Origin of the sequence: Mesorhizobium sp. (genome assembly GCF_965229135.1) — a bacterium.
GTDB lineage: Bacteria > Pseudomonadota > Alphaproteobacteria > Rhizobiales > Rhizobiaceae > Mesorhizobium.
In genome coordinates this window covers 4295170-4312560 of the sequence record NZ_OZ245860.1, presented here as the reverse complement: position 1 = coordinate 4312560, position 17391 = coordinate 4295170, and the positions used below count along the sequence as shown (strand labels likewise).

At 62.1% G+C, this 17391-nt stretch carries 21 protein-coding genes; 10 read left to right on the top strand and 11 right to left on the bottom strand.

Annotation, left to right across the window (positions count from 1 at the left end):
- The first annotated feature begins 1 nt into the window (after position 1).
- Both ACO07C_RS20595 and ACO07C_RS20590 read left to right on the top strand, forming a co-directional pair.
- Positions 2-1261, top strand: a complete 1260-nt coding sequence (locus ACO07C_RS20595) for an aminomethyltransferase family protein (protein ID WP_421915991.1) — start codon at positions 2-4, stop codon at positions 1259-1261.
- A gap of 2 nt (positions 1262-1263) precedes the next feature.
- Complete coding sequence (locus tag ACO07C_RS20590) at positions 1264-1554, top strand: hypothetical protein (RefSeq protein WP_421915990.1); 291 nt, start codon at positions 1264-1266, stop codon at positions 1552-1554.
- 6 nt (positions 1555-1560) lie between these two features.
- On the opposite strand, the gene ACO07C_RS20585 is transcribed toward ACO07C_RS20590, so the two are convergent.
- The 4 genes from ACO07C_RS20585 to ACO07C_RS20570 form a co-directional block, all read right to left on the bottom strand.
- Entirely contained in the window at positions 1561-2616 is a 1056-nt protein-coding gene (locus ACO07C_RS20585; RefSeq protein ID WP_421915989.1) for a dipeptidase, read from the bottom strand.
- Positions 2617-2771: 155 nt separating this feature from the next.
- Positions 2772-3071 carry a GNAT family N-acetyltransferase gene (locus tag ACO07C_RS20580; RefSeq protein WP_421915988.1) on the bottom strand — a complete coding sequence of 100 codons (300 nt, stop codon included), beginning with the start codon at positions 3069-3071 and terminating at the stop codon, positions 2772-2774.
- A gap of 3 nt (positions 3072-3074) precedes the next feature.
- Positions 3075-3698: an alpha/beta hydrolase gene (locus ACO07C_RS20575; protein ID WP_421915987.1), complete on the bottom strand. Its 624-nt coding sequence runs from the start codon at positions 3696-3698 to the stop codon at positions 3075-3077.
- Positions 3699-3708: 10 nt separating this feature from the next.
- Positions 3709-4641: a VOC family protein gene (locus tag ACO07C_RS20570; RefSeq protein WP_421915986.1), complete on the bottom strand. Its 933-nt coding sequence runs from the start codon at positions 4639-4641 to the stop codon at positions 3709-3711.
- A 232-nt stretch (positions 4642-4873) separates the two neighbouring features.
- Here ACO07C_RS20570 and ACO07C_RS20565 point away from each other — a divergent pair, with 232 nt between their 5' ends.
- Positions 4874-6454, top strand: coding sequence for an alkaline phosphatase family protein (locus ACO07C_RS20565; protein WP_421917576.1), 1581 nt, complete (start codon positions 4874-4876; stop codon positions 6452-6454).
- A 112-nt stretch (positions 6455-6566) separates the two neighbouring features.
- Here ACO07C_RS20565 and ACO07C_RS20560 read toward each other — a convergent pair whose 3' ends face one another.
- Positions 6567-7817 carry a PRC-barrel domain-containing protein gene (locus ACO07C_RS20560; RefSeq protein WP_421915985.1) on the bottom strand — a complete coding sequence of 417 codons (1251 nt, stop codon included), beginning with the start codon at positions 7815-7817 and terminating at the stop codon, positions 6567-6569.
- A gap of 288 nt (positions 7818-8105) precedes the next feature.
- Between ACO07C_RS20560 and ACO07C_RS20555 the strand changes: the two genes are divergently transcribed.
- Positions 8106-9026: a diacylglycerol/lipid kinase family protein gene (locus ACO07C_RS20555; protein ID WP_421915984.1), complete on the top strand. Its 921-nt coding sequence runs from the start codon at positions 8106-8108 to the stop codon at positions 9024-9026.
- 29 nt (positions 9027-9055) lie between these two features.
- On the opposite strand, the gene ACO07C_RS20550 is transcribed toward ACO07C_RS20555, so the two are convergent.
- Positions 9056-9229 (bottom strand): hypothetical protein, encoded by a 174-nt coding sequence (locus tag ACO07C_RS20550; RefSeq protein WP_421915983.1) that lies wholly within the window; start codon positions 9227-9229, stop codon positions 9056-9058.
- Positions 9230-9386: 157 nt separating this feature from the next.
- Here ACO07C_RS20550 and ACO07C_RS20545 point away from each other — a divergent pair, with 157 nt between their 5' ends.
- Positions 9387-10919 carry a sensor histidine kinase gene (locus ACO07C_RS20545; protein ID WP_421915982.1) on the top strand — a complete coding sequence of 511 codons (1533 nt, stop codon included), beginning with the start codon at positions 9387-9389 and terminating at the stop codon, positions 10917-10919.
- An 8-nt stretch (positions 10920-10927) separates the two neighbouring features.
- Here ACO07C_RS20545 and ACO07C_RS20540 read toward each other — a convergent pair whose 3' ends face one another.
- The 3 genes from ACO07C_RS20540 to ACO07C_RS20530 all read right to left on the bottom strand — a co-directional run bounded on the left by ACO07C_RS20540 (position 10928) and on the right by ACO07C_RS20530 (position 12635).
- Positions 10928-11392, bottom strand: a complete 465-nt coding sequence (locus ACO07C_RS20540) for a hypothetical protein (protein ID WP_421915981.1) — start codon at positions 11390-11392, stop codon at positions 10928-10930.
- Positions 11393-11397: 5 nt separating this feature from the next.
- The gene (locus ACO07C_RS20535; RefSeq protein ID WP_421915980.1) at positions 11398-11724 is read right to left on the bottom strand and encodes a DUF883 family protein; all 327 of its coding nucleotides are present in this window, start codon (positions 11722-11724) and stop codon (positions 11398-11400) included.
- Positions 11725-11873: 149 nt separating this feature from the next.
- Positions 11874-12635: a Crp/Fnr family transcriptional regulator gene (locus ACO07C_RS20530; protein WP_421915979.1), complete on the bottom strand. Its 762-nt coding sequence runs from the start codon at positions 12633-12635 to the stop codon at positions 11874-11876.
- Positions 12636-12854: 219 nt separating this feature from the next.
- On the opposite strand from ACO07C_RS20530, the gene ACO07C_RS20525 reads away from it, so the two are divergent.
- Complete coding sequence (locus ACO07C_RS20525; RefSeq protein WP_421917575.1) at positions 12855-13175, top strand: response regulator; 321 nt, start codon at positions 12855-12857, stop codon at positions 13173-13175.
- Positions 13176-13229: 54 nt separating this feature from the next.
- Here the strand turns inward: ACO07C_RS20525 and ACO07C_RS20520 are convergent, their stop codons facing one another.
- Positions 13230-13781, bottom strand: a complete 552-nt coding sequence (locus ACO07C_RS20520) for a sigma-70 family RNA polymerase sigma factor (protein WP_421915978.1) — start codon at positions 13779-13781, stop codon at positions 13230-13232.
- 3 nt (positions 13782-13784) lie between these two features.
- Positions 13785-13988: a NepR family anti-sigma factor gene (locus ACO07C_RS20515; RefSeq protein WP_421915977.1), complete on the bottom strand. Its 204-nt coding sequence runs from the start codon at positions 13986-13988 to the stop codon at positions 13785-13787.
- A 219-nt stretch (positions 13989-14207) separates the two neighbouring features.
- Between ACO07C_RS20515 and ACO07C_RS20510 the strand changes: the two genes are divergently transcribed.
- The 4 genes from ACO07C_RS20510 to ACO07C_RS20495 all read left to right on the top strand — a co-directional run bounded on the left by ACO07C_RS20510 (position 14208) and on the right by ACO07C_RS20495 (position 17329).
- Positions 14208-15002 (top strand): response regulator, encoded by a 795-nt coding sequence (locus tag ACO07C_RS20510; protein ID WP_421915976.1) that lies wholly within the window; start codon positions 14208-14210, stop codon positions 15000-15002.
- Between the two features lie 180 nt (positions 15003-15182).
- The gene (locus tag ACO07C_RS20505) at positions 15183-15347 is read left to right on the top strand and encodes a DUF1328 domain-containing protein (RefSeq protein ID WP_027031438.1); all 165 of its coding nucleotides are present in this window, start codon (positions 15183-15185) and stop codon (positions 15345-15347) included.
- Between the two features lie 181 nt (positions 15348-15528).
- Positions 15529-16560: a sensor histidine kinase gene (locus ACO07C_RS20500; protein ID WP_421915975.1), complete on the top strand. Its 1032-nt coding sequence runs from the start codon at positions 15529-15531 to the stop codon at positions 16558-16560.
- A gap of 442 nt (positions 16561-17002) precedes the next feature.
- Positions 17003-17329, top strand: coding sequence for a hypothetical protein (locus tag ACO07C_RS20495; protein WP_421915974.1), 327 nt, complete (start codon positions 17003-17005; stop codon positions 17327-17329).
- The last annotated feature ends 62 nt before the right edge of the window (positions 17330-17391 follow it).

Here is a 17391-nt window from a genome sequence, read left to right as displayed (position 1 = left end):
AATGGCGAGGACAATCACAAACAACCGCGCCGCCGAGACCGCTGCCTCGGATGTCTCCGCCCGCACCATCGCCCAGGGCCATTTCCGCACGCTGCGCCAGGGCACCCCTTTCCAGCCACGCATCGACGCGCTGGCCAGGACCCAGGACTGGTACAACTGGGGCGGCTATCGCGCGCCGCATTCGCTTTGGGACGAGGAACTCGAGTATTTCGCCATCCGCAGCCAGGCGGCGCTGTTCGACATCTCGCCGATGACGAAATACCGTATCGAAGGCCCGGAAGCCGAAGCCTACCTGAACAGGGTCACGTTGCGCGACGTGGCAAAACTCAAGCCCGGCCGCGTCCACTACACCGCATGGTGCGACGACGCCGGTTTTGTCCTCGACGATGGTACTCTTTTCCGCCTGTCGCCGACGCGCTTCCGCCTGTGTTCGCAGGAGCGGCATCTTCCCTGGCTCCTCGACAGCGCCATCGGCTTCGCCGTGACGGTCCAGGAAGAGACCGAGGCCATCGCTGGCCTCGCCTTGCAGGGCCCGACCTCCTTCGCCGTGCTGCGCGACGCCGGTTTTGCCGGCGTCGACAAACTCAGGGTGTTCGACCTGGCCGATTTCCCGCATGAGGGCGGTGCGGTCTCAATCTCGCGCACCGGCTTCACCGGCGATCTCGGCTACGAACTGTTCGTGCCGGCCGACAAGGCTCTGGGCCTGTGGGATCGGCTCATGCAAGCCGGCGAACCGCGCGGCATCCGCGCCATCGGCTATACGGCGCTGAACCGCGCCCGGCTCGAAGCCGGGTTGATCGTCGCCAATGGGGACTTCACCACCGCCGAGCATGCCGTCCGCGCCGACCGCCTGCGCATGCCCGACGAGATCGGGCTTGGCTTCATGATCGACCCTGAGAAGGGCCATTTCAACGGCCGCCGAGCCATCCTCGAGGCTCGCGCCAAACGCAAGGTGCGCCATGTGCTGGTCGGGCTGGAGATAGAAGGCAACATCCCGGCCGAACACGCCATCGTCTACCACAAGAAGAGCCAGGAGGTCGGGCTGGTCAGCGCCGCCATGTGGTCGCCGATGGCCAAGCGCAACGTCGCCATTGCCTCGCTGGAGCGGCCGTTTGGTGATACGATGCTGGAAGACCTCTGGGTCGAGATCTATGCGATGCGCGAGCTGCAATATCAGAAGCTGATGAAACGGGCCAAGGTGGTGGCCCGGCCGTTCATCAAGCTCGACCGCAGAACCGCCAACCCGCCGGCGGATTTCTGACCATGGTCGACGAGGCCGACAAGCCGCCGGAAGACGGGCTGCAGGAAGATGGGCAGCAAGAAGATGGCGAAGCCGCCGAACAGTGGGAGCTGGTCAACACGCCGCTTGGCGAAAGATGGTCGGGCCGCACGCGCTACGCCGCCGCGATGTTCTTCTTCAAGCGCGATGAGATGAGCGCCGAGACGCTGGAGGTTTACCGCATCTGCGCCCGGCTGGATTCGGAAGACCCGCTGCCGATCATCCGCGATCGCGGCGTCGGCAAGGACTGGCTCAAGCGAATAGGCTTCGAATAGGTCGCGCTAGCCGATGGTCTTTTCCAGCATGGCCAGCCAGTTGCGATAGGCGATCTTTTCGATCAGAGCGCGTCCAAAACCACGCGCCGCGAATGCATCGAGCAGTTTCGGCAGGCCGGCGACATCGCCGATGACCGCCGGGATCATGGCGCCGTCGAAATCCGAGCCCAGGCCGACGCCATCTTCACCCAAGGCCTGCAGCAGGGAATCGACATGTCGCACCATGATGTCGAGGCTGGTGTCTGAATTCATCCTGCCGTCCTCGCGCAGGAAGCCGGTGGCGAAGTTCAGCCCGACCATGCCGCCGGACTCGCGGATGGCGCCAAGCTGCCATTCGGTCAGGTTGCGCGAATGGCCGCAGATCGCATGCACGTTGGAATGGGTGGCGACCAGCGGCGCGTCGCTGAGAGCGGTGACATCGCGAAACCCCTTCTCGTTGAGATGCGAGAGGTCGATCATGATCTTCAGCTCGTTGCAGGCCTTGACCAGCGCCTTGCCGGCATCGGTCAGGCCAGGGCCAGTGTCGGGCGAAGACGGAAAGCGGAACGGTACGCCGTGGCCGAAAGCGTTCGGCCGGCTCCAGACGATGCCGAGCGAGCGCAGCCCCGCGGCATGCAGCACGTCGAGCATGGTGAGTTCGGGATCGATTGCCTCGACACCTTCGATATGGAACACCGCCGCGATCGAGTCGTGAGTCATGGCATTGCGCACATCGGCTGCACTTCGGCAGACGGTGAGCGCCCCGGCCCGCTCCAGCCGGAACAGGATCGACGCCATGGCAATGGTCGAATTGAGCGCATCGGCGCGCGGAACTTCCGGCGGCAAAGGCTCGGCATCGCTTGGCGCCAGCGACACGGCGCGCCTGGCCTTCTCTACCGGCGGCGGAAAGATCGCGAACATGCCGCCGGCAAATCCACCCTTCTTCGCGCGCGGCAGGTCGATATGGCCGCCCTGCGTTCCCTCGATGAACAGCCCTTCGACGTTCGGGTCCTTCGAATTGTAGAGCCGCAGCAGCGTGTCGTTGTGGCCGTCGAAGACGGGAACGAGGTCGGGTTCGGTCATGAAGGGATCATTCGGTTCGATTTTGTCGGCGCACGGCCCGCAATAGATCATACCTACTTAGGCAAGATGGACGGCCCGTGCAAATGCCAGATCCCTCTTGCTGTTATGACCAGCCGCTTGGCCGACAATTTTTCCGCCGACAGTTATAAGCGACTTCACTGTTTCAGCACGTCCGCCCATTCCGCATGACGGCGAAACTGGGCATTGGCGAACGGGCAAAGCGGGATGATCTTCTTGCCCGCCGCCCGCGCATCCTCGACGGCGCGGGTGACAAGACGAAGCCCGGCCCCCTGGCCGCGAAACGCATCAGGCACTTCGGTGTGGTCGATGATGATCTGATGCTCGCCGATCTTGGTGAAGGTCATCTCGGCCTCGGCGCCATCCGGCCCGCGCAATACATAACGCCCCTTGGAGCCGCGATCCTCGAGTTCTATTTCCGGCAATTGATCGGGCATGGCTCAGGCTCCTTCAACCGGCGCGCCGGCAAGGAACCGCCGTGCCGCTTCGATTTCGTTTGGGCGCACCTCATGCCCGCCCTCGTGCCACGCCACTGTGACATCGGCGCCGTCGGCACGCAAATAGGCCTCAAGCCGGCTCGTCAGGCTTGGCGGACAGATCGGGTCGCGCTTGCCCGCGGTCAGCAGGACGCGACGTCCGGCGAGGCTGCCTTTCACGTCCGGCTCGAACGGGATCAGCGGATGCATCAGCACCGTGGCATCGAACCGCGCCGGCGCCGCGAACACGACCGAGGCCAATATGTTGGCACCGTTGGAGTAGCCGAGGCCCAGAACGGAAGATGGCTTCGCCGCTTCGACATGAGCCCCAACGAAACCGGCCATCTTGTCTGTCGCCCGCGCCAGGTCAGCCATGTCGTAGACCCCCTCGCCGGTCCGGCGGAAGAAGCGCGCGGCACCTTGTTCGGACACATCGCCGCGCGGCGAGATGATGGTTGCCTGGGGCGCGAGATCGCGCCCCAGAGACAAAAGCTGGCTCTCGTCGGCTCCCGTGCCATGGAAGACGAAGAGCAGCGGACCGCCCGGCGAACCGGGCAGCACCTTGTGGATGTAAGCGTCCTTGCTCATGGCTTGATCCTCAGCCTTCCAGCTTCTGCAGATGCTGTTCCAGATAGGGACGCAGGTGTTGATGCTGCGACGGCAGTTTCAACGCTTCGCCGAGGTGAGCGGTGTCTTCGTCGCGGTCGAAACCCGGTTCGTTGGTGGCGACTTCGAAAAGCACGCCGCCCGGCGTGCGGAAGTAGATCGCCCAGAAATAATCGCGGTCGATCACCGGCGTCACCTGGTATCCGGTGTCCATCAGCGCCTTGCGCACCTCAAGCTGCTTGGCGCGGTTCTCGACGGCGAAGGCGACGTGGTGGACGGAGCCCGCGCCAAGATTGGCGAAGCCCGCACCGGGAAGCGATTCGATATCGACGACATCGGCGCCATTACCGTTCCTGACCGCCAGACGCTTGACGTTGCCGGACGCGTCGACCTCCTCATAGCCCATGAACTTCAAGAGTTCCTCGGTGGCTCCGCCGTCCTTCAACCGCAGCGACACGGAATGAAAGCCGCGGATCGCTTCGTCGGCGGGCACGCTGCCTTTCAGCCATGGCGCTCGCCGGTCGCTCTTTTCCTCGACCAGAGCGAAGCCATCGCCATCCGGCCCGGCAAACGCAAGGCGCTTCTCGCCGAAGGTCTCCTCGCGGGAGAGGCCCGCAACGCCTCCGTCGGCAAAACGCTTTTCCCAATAGGCAAGCGTGCCCTCGGGCACTGAATAGACGGTGGTGCCGACCTCGCCGACGCCGTGACGGCCCTTGCCGATGTTGGGGAACGGAAAATAGGTCATCACCGAACCCGGTGTGCCCACTTCGTCGCCATAGTAGAGGTGATAAACGTCGGGCGCGTCGAAATTGACGGTTTTCTTGACCCGGCGCAGGCCGAGCGTGCCGGTGAAGAATGCATTGTTCTGGCGCGCATCGCTGGCCATAGAGGTAACGTGATGCAGGCCCTTGATCTGATCGAGCATTGTCTTGCTCCTTCCCTTGGTGCTTTCGCGGCCCTTGCCGCTGTCCACGCCAATATGAGGGGCGGCCCGTCCTGGGCAAAGGCGGCAAACACAGGATGGACTGTGCTGTAAAAGTGAACGATGAAGTTCATTTTGTTCACAATTGGCATGCAACAAGGGCTTGTCCCTTGGCGTTCTGAGGCTTGCCTCCGTGCCGGATTTCGGTTCCATGGGCACACCCAAACAAATCAGGATGGTGCGATTGGCCAGAGAAAGCAGGCGCCCGAATGTTCTCTTGATCACCTGCGACCAGTGGCGCGGCGATTGCCTGTCAGCGGCGGGCCATCCGGTGGTAAGGACACCCAATGCCGACGCGCTGGCAGCCGAAGGCGTGCTGTTCAAAAGGCATTATGGCGGGGCAGCGCCTTGCTCGCCCGCGCGCGCCTGCCTCTACACCGGCCTCTACCAGATGAACAACCGCGTCTGCCGAAACGGCACGCCGCTCGACGCGCGCCATGGCAACATCGCGTTGCACGCACGCGGCCTGGGCTATGATCCGACATTGTTCGGCTACACCGACGTATCGCTCGATCCGCGCACGCTGTCCCCGGGAGATCCGAGGTTGAGAAGCTACGAAGGGATCCTGCCCGGCTTCACCGTCAGGCAGCCTTTACCGGAACACCAGAAACCATGGTTATCCTGGCTCAAGGCGCGCCGCGTCGACACAACAGCGGGTTCCCCCCACATTCATCGCCCGGTCGATGAATGCGATGGGAACAGGAACGGCGCGGTCAGCAACGCGGCGCCGGTCTATTCGAAGGACGAAACGCCGGCTGCGTTCATTGCCGGCGAGTTCATCCGCTGGCTTGGTGAACAGGAAGATGGCGCTCCATGGTTCGCGCATCTCTCCTTCATCAGCCCGCACCCACCCTTCAGCGCGCCGGCGCCTTACAACACCATGTATGATCCTGCCGACGGGCCGGCCTTTCGCCGCAAGGACAGCTGGCGGGCCGAGGCGGAAAGCCATGCCTATCTCGCCTATGATTTCGACGGTCAGACGCGTGGCAAGTTCCTGCCGGGCGCCGCCGGCAAGGTCCATGATTGGACCGAGGACGATTTCCGCCGCATCCGCGCGATCTATTACGGCATGATCTCCGAGGTCGACGCGCAGCTTGGCCGGATCTGGCAAGCACTCAAGGCAGCCGGTGCATGGCACGACACGATCATCGTACTGACCTCCGACCATGCAGAGATGATGGGCGACCACTACATGCTCGGCAAGGGCGGCTTCTTCGACGGCAGCTATCACATCCCGCTGATCATCCGCGACCCGCGTCACGGCAAGTCAGGCGGCGCCAAGGTCGACCGCTTTACCGAGGCTGTCGACATCGTGCCCACGCTGCTCGACTTGCTCGACGGGGACCCGCCACCACATCTCGATGGCTGCTCGCTGAAACCGTTCCTGGAAGCCAGACAACCTGCGGCGTGGCGTGACGCGGCGCATTGGGAGTTCGATTTCCGCTCCATCGCCAACGGCCGAGCCGAGGACCATTTCGGCATCACCTCGCGCCAGTGCAACCTCGCCGTGATTCGCACCGACAAATTCAAATATGTGCATTTCGGCGGCGGTCTGCCGCCGCTTTTGTTCGACCTGGAGACGGACCCGGGCGAGTTGGACAATATCGCTAGCGATCCGTCCTATCTGTCGGTGCGGCTGGAATTCGCCGAGCGGCTGCTCGCCTGGCGCTCAGAGCATCTCGATCAGTCACTGGCGCTTGCCGAACTGACAAGCAACGGCGTTGTGGGCCATTTCAGCAATGGGATGAGGGAGTAGGGCAACAAGGCAATATGTGAAACGCCCGGGAGCGTCTCACCTACTGCCCTACTGCCCTACTGCCCTACTGCCCTACTGCCCTACTGCCCTACTGCCCTACTGCCCTACTGCCCTACTGCACGATCAGGCGCTGCTTGTCGCGGTTCTGCGTATAGCTGCTCTTGTTATACGCGGTCTGCGCTTCGAGCTGCTCCTTGGTGAAGGTGGTGTAGAGATACTTCTTGCCATTCTTGTCGGTCATGAACTTCAGATTATTCATGCCCACGGCCACTTCCTTGGCGCCAATTCCGAGGAAGCCGCCGACGTCGATGACAACCGCATCCGGCTTGCTATCGGGGGTGAGCACGACATCGCCGATTTCGCCGACCTTGGCATCGTTGGCGCCATAGACGGTCGTGCCCTTCATATCCTCGCCACGAATCTGACCGATCGGCATTTCCGTCAGCGCGGACTTGTCGATCGCGGCGGTCTGCGTCTGGTCGGGTGCCGTGGCGTCAGGCGTGGCAGCCACCGGGGCCGGGGCGGTGACATCGTTGGAAGCGGTCTTCGCCGGGGCCGGATCATAAGCCTTGCGATCGAAGTCGGCCTGCGCCTGGAGCTGTTCCTTGGTGGTCTGCGCGACCAGCCAACGCTCACCGTTCTTCTCCGCCCATTGGGCCTTGCCGAAATCATAGGCGACGTTCTTCGCTCCCAGGCCAAGGAAGCCGCCTACGCCGATGACCAGGGATTCGGCCTTGCCGTCCTTGCCCAGCACGATGTCGTTGACGCTGCCGATATTCTGGGCATCGTCACTGGTGCCGTTGTAGACCTTCTGCCCGACGATGTTGGTGGCCAGATTGCCGTCGGCACGCTTCACCGGCTCGGCAGGCACGGCGGCGGGAGCTTGCGCGGTATCCGTGCCCGAGGCCGGCGCCGTTGCAGGAGCTGCCGGCGCGGCGGCGGGGGCATAAGGCTTGGCATCGAACTCGGCCTGTGCCGTCAACTGCTCCTTGGTGGTTGGGGCGACCAGCCAGCGTTCGCCGTTTTTCTCGGCCCATTGCAGCTTGCTGTAGTCGAAGGCAACATTCTTGGTGCCTACGCCCAGGAAACCGCCGACGCCTATGATAACGGACTGCGCCTTGCCGTCCTTGTCGAACACGACATCGCTGACCTTGCCGATGTTCTCGGCATTGTCCGCCGTTCCATTATAGACGCTTTCGCCGATGATGTTGGTGACGAGGCTGCCATCGGCCCGCTGCACTGATGTGGCGGGAGCCTGGACTGCCGGCGTCTCGGCGGGTGCGGGGGTTGTAGCCGTCTGCGCATATGCGCCTGTCGCGATGAGCGTGGCGAGCGCGGTCGTGGCCAAAAGGGTGCGGATCATGATAATATCTCCTCGTGCGTGATTTCATGCGCGCCGCGTCCGGTTGAACCGTCGCTGGGAAGACCGGACGCGGCATCTTCTACGTGTTCACAACGTCGTGACCACGCCCTTGTTCCGACAAAAAACCGCCAACCGACCGCGAAATCCACGGCTGAGCGGCAAGGCAGTTAGCCTGCGAATTCGCCAAGGAAAAAGGCCGCCCGTGGAACCTTTTTCCATGACATCCGTTTCAGCCATTGGCTGGGCTGGCTCCGGCCGGGTTAGTCATGAAAGCATGCGGAGCAGGTTATGCGGTTTGCAGCGGTGCTGAACCAGGACGGTGGCACCTTGCGCACGACCGACCTGGACGATTTTTCCCAGCGCATGCGCCAAACTCTTGAAGCGGCCGGTCATTCGGTCGACCTCCATGTGGTCTCTGGCAAGGACATCGCCGCGGCGCTGGACAGCGCGGCTTCGCGACGCGGGATCGATGTCGTGCTGGCAGGCGGCGGCGACGGAACGATTTCGGCGGCGGCGGCCCGCCTCATGGGAAAAAACAAGGCATTGGCGATTTTGCCGGCAGGCACCATGAACCTGTTCGCGCGCGGGCTCGGCATTCCTCAAACCCTCAACGCCGCCCTGGAATCCTTTGTGGACGGCGATGTGGCGGCGGTCGATATCGCCACTGCCAACGGTCGTCCGTTCGTGCATCAATTCTCGATCGGCATGCATGCCAGAATGGTTCAGCATCGCGAGAACATGGCATTCGCCTCACGCCTCGGAAAAATAAGAGCCTCCGCGCAGGCTGCCTGGGCAACGATCAACAATCCGCAGGCGATTAAAGTGACGCTGACCATCGGCGAAGCCGAGATCATCACCCGAACCACCGCCATCGGCGTTACCAACAATCTGTTTGGCGAAGGCCACCTGCCCTATGCCGACGACCCTGCGGGCGGCGTGCTTGGCATCTATGTCACCGTGGCCGAGCAGCGCCGCCACATTCTCAAGTTCTTTTTCAACGTGGCGCGCGGCAGATGGCGCGACAACGAACATGTCGACATTCACCAGGCCGAGCGGGTGGTGGTGAAAATCCACGCGCCAGCCAGGAAGTATCGTGCCGTGATCGATGGCGAACTGGTCAAGCTTGACCAGGAAACGACGATTAGAACTCACCCTGGAGCACTGAAAGTGCTGGTGCCCGCGCGCAACGCGAAAGCCGAGGCCGCGTGATGCGACGCATGTCCGCGGCCATGGAAACTCTAGCCTTGCGGGACGCTGCCTTGCTGGGTAGTCGGCGACTTGATCACTTCGCCATAGATTTCGGCCGCGCCCCAGGCGATGACTGCCAGAACCAGCGCCGCGATGAGTATGCGAAAGCCATGCCAACCCCAGCGTCCGCCGCGGGCTTTTTCTTCAGTGATGATTTTGGTCATGTTCGGCCTCCATACTCCTTGGCGCCGGAAGGCGTGTTCGAAAAAACATATTCGGGTAACGACTCGTCGTTACGAAGGTTCCAGGCTTGGGTAACGTCCCCTCGACGACAAGCAGGGGCAACGAGGAATGACTGCGGGACGAGGCATCGGGGATCTGGTGGACAATAGGATTGAGGGCACGCCGGGCCTGCCGGCCGAGGTCTTGCGCGCGGTAAGCGACACGGATCGGCTGGCCGTGCTGCACGGGCTGCAGACCATGGATACGGCAGCCGACGCGGATTTCGATCGCATCAGCAATTTGGCGGCGGCGGTGATGCAGGCGCCCGTGGCGTTGGTGACGCTGCTCGACCTCGATCGGCAATGGTTCAAGTCCTGCGTGGGCCTAGACGAAACCGAAACTCCGGCTGACATCTCGTTCTGCGCCCACGCAATCGCCGCAGGTGACGAACCGATGGTGGTGACTGATGCCACGCTCGATCCGCGTTTCCAGGCCAATCCGCTGGTAACCGGCAGTCAGCATGTGCGCTTCTATGCCGGCGCGCCGATGATCGTCGCCGGCGCGCGCATCGGTACGCTTTGCGTGCTCGACCGCAAGCCGCGCGCGTTTCCATCCGCCGCCAAGCTTGAGCAGTTGAAGGCCTTGGCCGGCCTCGCCGCCAGCCTGTTTGCCTTGAAGGACGCGACCCGCAGCGGCGCCATCGCGGAGGCAGCGCTGGTGCGTGAGGAGAAGCGGCGCGCCATCGCGCTGGACGCGGCTTCGCTCGCCAGCTGGGCCTGGGATGTACGCACCGACATGATCGAATGCGATGTCTTGATGCCGGAACTGTTCAACCTGCCGCGTTCGACCCGATTGCGGGCACGCGATATCCTGACCGCCATCGATCCGCGCGATGTCTACCAGACGGAAACGCGCTTCCGTGACGCCCTGAGCGGCAGCGACGACTATTTCGGTGAATATCGGGTGAAGGGTTTCGAACCGCCGCGCTGGCTCGCCACACGCGGGCGCGTCATCGAGCGCGATGGCGACGGCAAGCCGACGCTGATCTTCGGCGTCAATTACGATATCAGCGAGCGCAAGCTCGGGGACGAACGGCAACGGCTTTTGCTGCGCGAACTCAACCACCGCGTCAAGAACACGCTGGCGACAGTCCAGGCGCTCGCAACGCAGACGGTCCGGCATGCCCGCCAGCCGAGTGAGTTTCTCGAAGCGTTCGGCGCCCGGCTCCAGGCGCTTGGCGTTGCCCATAGTCTTTTGTCGGATCGCGAATGGCGCGGCATTGGCATCCGCGAGCTCGTTCAGATCGAAGTGAAGCCGTTTGACAATGCCGCGCAGCCTCGCATGACGATTTCAGGCCCCGACCTGCTGCTGTCACCCGACCAGGCCGTCGGACTTGGGCTTATCCTGCACGAACTCGCCAGCAACGCGCTGCAGTATGGATCGCTTTCGGTGGCGACCGGCAAGGTGGAACTCGGCTGGAAAACGCAAGGCAAGAAAGGCGACCGGCGCCTGGTTCTGACCTGGCGCGAAAGCGGCGGACCCGCGGTCACTCCACCGGAGCGCCACGGCTTCGGTTCGATCCTGATCCGTCGCAGCCTGGCCAAGGTCATCTCCAGCGAGGTGACGCATGAATTCAGGCCGGACGGCGTCTATGCGGAGATATCGATGCCGATGGAGTATCTGTCGAAGTAACCGGCTTTCTATCTCGCCTCGCCGTCATCACGATCATCCCTGCCGGCCTTTGAGTTTTCACGGTAAATGGCGTAGGCCGCAAGCGCGGCCGCCGGTCCGAGGATCACCCCCAGCCCGCCCTTTCCCCTGAACAGCGTCGGCAGGACCGCAAGTGCCGCCGTAATGCCGATGGCCTTCAAGTCGGCGCCGCGCTGCTTCGCGCGGCGGCGCTCGCGCGCTCCCGAGGCTAGATGATAGACGAGCAATATCAGCCCGGCGATGACCAGGAAACCCGCGGCAAAACCCAGCGACGCGGACATGGATCCGTAACGTCCAGCCGTCCAGATATAAGCCGCACCGATCAGGAAGCCGAGGCCGCAGAGCGCTGTCAGAGCGGCAAGCGCGTAGACGATGGCGGCAGTGCGGGCGCGGCGCACGGCCGCCAGGGTCTCGCCGGAGGCGAAACCCGAGACAAGCGATGCCAGCATTCCCACGGAGGCTAGCGCCGCGCCAGGAGCGCGAAGAGGAAGCCGACGCCGGCTGCGATCGCAAGCGAGGTCACCGGCTTTTCGCGCACGTTCGCCAGAAGCTGCGCCTCGATATCCCTGGCATTGTTGCGCAGGCTGTCGAAGGCGGCCTCGCCCTGGACGCGCAATTGCTCGACGCCTTCGGTGGCCGCACGGCGGGCTGTGCCATAGCCATGCTCGCCTGTCTTGGCCAACTGCTTGGTCAGCTTTTCGATATCCGCCTTCAATTGCTTGATGTCGGCTTCAAGGTCTGGATTCGTCCGGCTGTCGTTGGCGATTTTCCCAGTGGCGGTAGCCATAGCTTAACTCCTTGTGTTTGCTCGATTTCAAACGTTCGATCGGCCTCAAGGTTCCGTGCGGACGGGCTCAAACCTGTGAAATTTCGACGGCCCGATGAAAGGGCGTTTCCGCGGTCAAGTCCAGTCGCGATTTGGCTTCAGGTTAACGATCAAATCAGCGGCCGGCGGCCCTCGCTCAATCCTTCCCAATGCGCGAGTTCCTTGAGCCCTTCATTGTCGACCACCTCGCAACCGCCATCGCGCCAGACGATCAGCTTGCGGTCCATCAGCTTGCGGATCGTCTTGTTCGTGTGCACCAGCGACAGTCCGAGCGTATCGGCTATATGTTGCTGCGTGATCGGAATCTGGACCGATTGCTTGCCGTTGAGCCCCACGACCTTTGCCCGGCTGCCTATGAAGGAGATGAGATAGGCGGCGCGCTCGATCGCGCTTCGACGGCCGACACTGAGAAGGTTCTCGTCGAGCATGCGCTCTTCCCGCGACGCGATCCAGGTGATGTCGTAGGCGAGCCCCGGGTGGTTGCGGTAGAGCTCGTGCAGATACTCGCGCTCGAAGACGCACAACAGCATTGGCGACAGGGCCTCGACCGAGTGCTGCATCTCTCCCATCACACTGCCCTGAAGTCCAATGAGATCGCCCGGCATCAGATAGTTGAGGATCTGGCGGCGGCCATCCGACAACAGCTTGTAGCGGAATGCCCAGCCCGAGAGCACGGTGTAAAGATGGGCGCTGTGGCTACCCTCGACCAGCACCGTGGCGCCCTTGTCGACGGCAAGCTCACCCTTCTTGAACTTGCTTATGAAGGCAAGTTCCTGCTTTTCGAACTCGCGAAAAACTGGCAGCGGCCGAAGCGGGCAATTCTCGCAAGGATACTGACGGCCGGAGAAAGAACGCCCGTTTTGGCCTGACATCTCGCCCCTCATCGAAAACTTTGCCCCTCCTCGAGAGAGTTGGTCTCAAACGCGTTGACGGGATCGTGGTTCCACCATCTTGGCCCGGCATGTCTTTTTTAAATGACAGGGTGCCAAATAGCGATCATGACTCCTGCGTTTTCAAGGAGACGTTGTTACGTGCCACCATTGCTCGACGGTTTGCGGATTCTGGTCCTGGAGGATGAATTCCTGATCGCCATGGATGTCGAGCAGTTATGCCGGGATTATGGAGCCGACGATGTGGTTATCGCCCGGGATCTGGCGGAGATCGACAGGCACGACGTTGCCGGACGATTCGATGCCGCCATTGTGGATCTGATGCTGGGCGGAAACTCCACGCTCGATTTCGCCACGGGGTTGCGCGAAACCGGCCTGCCCTTCGTGTTCGCTTCGGGCTATTCGGATGTGGACGAGATCAAGACGTCCTTTCCCGGCATCAGGCTTGTCACGAAGCCTTATTCGGGCGAGGACCTTATCGAGGCCGTGGCGGCGGCCTGTGGCCGCTCGCCGGCCAATTGATGTTCCAATGACCGAGATGTCACCTGGTTGAAGAGTTGACGTGCGAGGCGGGCCTCAGCTTGCGGGCGTACCCATCACCTGGGCGGAGATCGCATCGGGACCGTATTCGTCCTCGCCGGAAATCTTGAGGATCTCCTGCAGCCGCGTACGGGCCCGGCTGACACGGCTCTTGATCGTTCCCACCGCGCATCCGCAAATCTCGGCGGCTTCCTCATAAGAGAAACCCGACGCACCGATGAGGATGATGGCTTCGCGCTGGTCCTCGGGCAATTGTTCGAGCGCGCCGCGAAAATCCTTGAGGTCGAGCTGGCCGTGCTGGGCCGGATGAACCGCCAGCCTTGCCGTCATGATGCCATCGCTGTCCTGCACCTCGCGGCCGCGCTTGCGCATCTGAGAATAGAACTCGTTGCGCAGGATGGTGAACAGCCACGCCTTGAGATTGGTGCCGGGCTGGAAGCTCTCGTGCTTGTCCCACGCCTTGACCAGCGTCTCCTGCACCAGATCGTCGGCCTTGTCGGCATTTTGCGTCAGTGAAACGGCAAAGGCACGCAAGCTCGGAATCGATCCGAGCAGGTCGGTTTTGAAGCCCTGAGAGACTGCGGCCATGCCTCAGTCCTTCTTCTGTGCGGGTTCGGCCTGTTCCAGCTGGCTGAGCAACTGGGCGAAGCGATCCGGCACGTCATCGGAAACCAGTCCGTCATAGTACTGTTTGAGTTTGCGACCGATTTCCGAGTTGGGCCCAAGCGGGTCGCCGGAAGCGTCCCGGCGCCTGTCGACGGCGCCAGCCATTATGTCTTTCATCATATCCTTCATTTCGCCCTTTATTCCCAGCTCCCAAGCCGCCATACTACACAACACAAGGCAAGCGGCACCCTCGTCTGGTTGCCCATCCCGACCTCAAACGCCTTCCTCACGCATTAGTTCCACGAGGGGCCGGAACTTTTTCGGAAACGCTGCGTTTGTTGTCTCGGGGCTTGCAATCAGCTTGACCTGCAATCTAGGCAACCACGTCATCTGAGGGAGACGTCCATCATGAGTTTATCCGCAACCATCGCTCCGCACCTGCCGTTCCTTCGCCGCTTCTCGCGGGCTGTTTCAGGATCGCAGGAGAGTGGCGACGCGCTGGTCGCCGCGATGCTTGAGGCCCTCATCGCCGATGTCGACATCTTTCCGGAAGCGTCGAACGACCGCATCGCCCTCTACAAGATATTCGCCAAGCTCTTCACCTCCGTCGCCATCCGTGTCCCGCAAGAACATGCCCAGTCGGCCTGGGAGCAGCGCGCGGCGGCCAACCTGAATGCCATCGCCCCTCGCCCTCGCCAGGCCTTCCTTCTGGTCGCGGTCGAAGGCTTCACCGAAGACGAGGCGGCGGAGATTCTCGATGTCGGCGACGCCGAGTTCTCTGAGCTTCTGGCCCAGGCGAGCAACGAGATCTCCCGCCAGGTGGCGACCGATGTGCTGATCATCGAGGACGAGCCACTGATCGCGATGGACATCGAGGAGATGGTCGAAAGTCTTGGCCATCGCGTCGTCGGAACGGCGCGCACCCATGCCGAAGCGGTGACGCTGTTCGGTAAGACCAGGCCAAAGATGGTGCTGGCCGACATCCAGCTCGCCGATGGCAGCTCGGGCATCGAGGCCGTCAACGAGATCCTTTCATCCACCTCCGTGCCGGTGATCTTCATCACCGCCTTTCCCGAACGCCTGCTGACCGGCGAGCGGCCTGAACCGGCGTTCCTGGTCACCAAGCCATTCAACCCGGATATGGTCAAGGCTCTGATCAGCCAGGCACTGTTCTTCGACCGGCAGGCGAAGGCGGCGGCATAAGCTTGCCGCCATGGAATGCATGAATGGCCGCTCGGTGCTCCGCACCGGGCGGCCTTCTTCATGATCGGAGGGGGGTGCCGCCAAGAATTTTCCCACGCATCGGGCTCGTCTTTTTCGGCCAATGGTGGAACAAACGGCGGCGAACCACGTTTTTATCACACCATTTGAAGGAGATGGATCATGCTCTACTGGGCGCTTGTTTTTCTTGTCGTGGCGATCATCGCCGGTGCGCTCGGGTTCGGCGGCATCGCGGGGACGTCGGCTGGAATAGCGCAAATCCTGTTCTTCATATTTCTTGCCTTCCTGGTCATTTCGCTTCTCGCAGGCTTGTTCAAGCGCGCCTGAGGCCCAGCAGCCATCAAGCGAACACTGGAAGCCGCACCCCTCAAACGGTTTCCAGCTACCGCCGGGCGGTATCCTTCACAGGGCACCGCTCGGCGGACCGCTTTGAGGATCAGGAACCGACTTCCTTGGGAACCCATTTCTCCGTGAGCCGTTCAGTTGAACTGGGTGGACATATTGACCGATGCGTTCCAAGGCGGGAGACATTCAAGAGGGCACCCAGGGCGATGAGATCATCGCCTTGCATCCCGCCGAAAGTGGAATGCAGCTCGGCAGGGCGCTTCTGCATGCGCTCCACAATGCCGGCATTTCCGTGCTCTACCAGGATCGCGACTTGAAGACAGTTTGGGCGCGCAACATGCGCGCGCCCTGGGCTGACGGCGCCGACAGCAACGGCATCCTGCCCCTGGCCCAGGCAGACCGCATCGACACGGCCAAGCGCAACGTCATGGCGTCCGGAAAACCGGAGCGTCTCGAGCTCAGCGTTCCGGCCGAAGACGGCGTTCGATGGTTCCAGGTGTGGATAGACGCCGATCATGGCGATGGCGGCACCGTGCAGGGCGTTGTCACGACAATGGTCGAAACGACCGAGCAGAAGCGCCGCGAACAGACCCTAAAGACGCTGTTGCGCGAAGTCAGCCATAGATCGAAGAATCTGCTGGCCATCATTCAAAGCATCGCCACCCAGACCGGCCGTTACTCCGACAGCATCGGCGATTTCCTGACGCGCTTTCGCGGCCGGCTGCAGTCGCTGGCCTCGTCCCAGGACCTGGTGACGTCCTCCAACTGGCGCGGAGCGGCCCTTCGCGAACTCGTGTCCGGCCAGGTCGGCCGCTACGGAGCCGATCCCGCGCGCAGCCTGCGTTTCCAGGGCGTCAATCCTTATCTCAATCCCAATGCGGCCTTGCACATCGGCTTGGCCATGCATGAACTCGCGGTCAATTCGGTCAGCTATGGAGCATTGTCGCGGCCGGGCGGCTTTGTCGAAGTGACCGCCGATCTCTTGGCCGCCGGCACCGGCGAGGTGGCTCTCTCGTTGACGTGGGCCGAGGCGATTGGAGCCAACGACAATCAACGCAGCGAGAAGCGCTTTGGCAGCGTTGCCCTCGAGCGGGTCGTGCCGGCATCGCTGAACGGCACCGCGACACTCGAAATCGCGGCTGGTCGCCTCGAATATCGCCTCGTCGTTCCTCCCGGCAACTTCGAGACCGACTGACCAGAGTCACGCGAACCTTAACCGGCTATTCACCATAACGGCCGATACTGAATTTCCCAGACATCGCTGGAACGTACCGGTCGTCTCGACGTTCCCGGTTTGGTTCGCAGCGCGATAAGGGGGAATGATTTTGACAACGGTCGCCGACATGAACAGGCTGGAACAGGCCGCCCGTGTCTCAATGGGTGGGTTCCAGGAGCCGGAGTCGCCGGCCTTACCTTCGCCACGAACTTCTCGCCTCGCCCTGCGCCTCGCGGCATTCGCATTGATCATCGCAATCCTGCTGTTGGCGGCCTTCCAGCTGTCCTGACCGCCTGGACACAACCGGGCGAGCTCCTGCGGCAATACGGTATAACTCGCTTCCAATTATTTGTTGACAAGCCGGCAATGGCAGGAACTTTGGCGGTTTTGAGTCGTTATTGTGGCGAGAGGACTCGTCGCCATGGAACACATAGCCGCCTTGCTGCTCGTCATAGGATGTTCGAACGCCATGACCGACTGCCGGGAATTGTCGGTTCCGGTGAGCGTTTTCGAGACTGCCGCGGCGTGTACAGCTGAAAGGCCGTTCGCTCTGGGAGATGTTCAGGGACAGGCCGAGCATATCGTTGCGAAATGCCTCCAGGTCGATCCGGCGCTGGAAGATGACTACAACAAGATCGCCTGGAACGTGCGTCCGGACGGAACCCTTGATGCTTCCCTGGAGATTTCTAACCTGCTGGTGGCATCCAATGGAGGACGCTCCGCGAAAGAGTATCTTAGCCAACAATGAAATCGAGCGGGCAAAGACTGTTGTTTCATGATAAATGGCGGTCGGAGCTTATTTAAGTGACG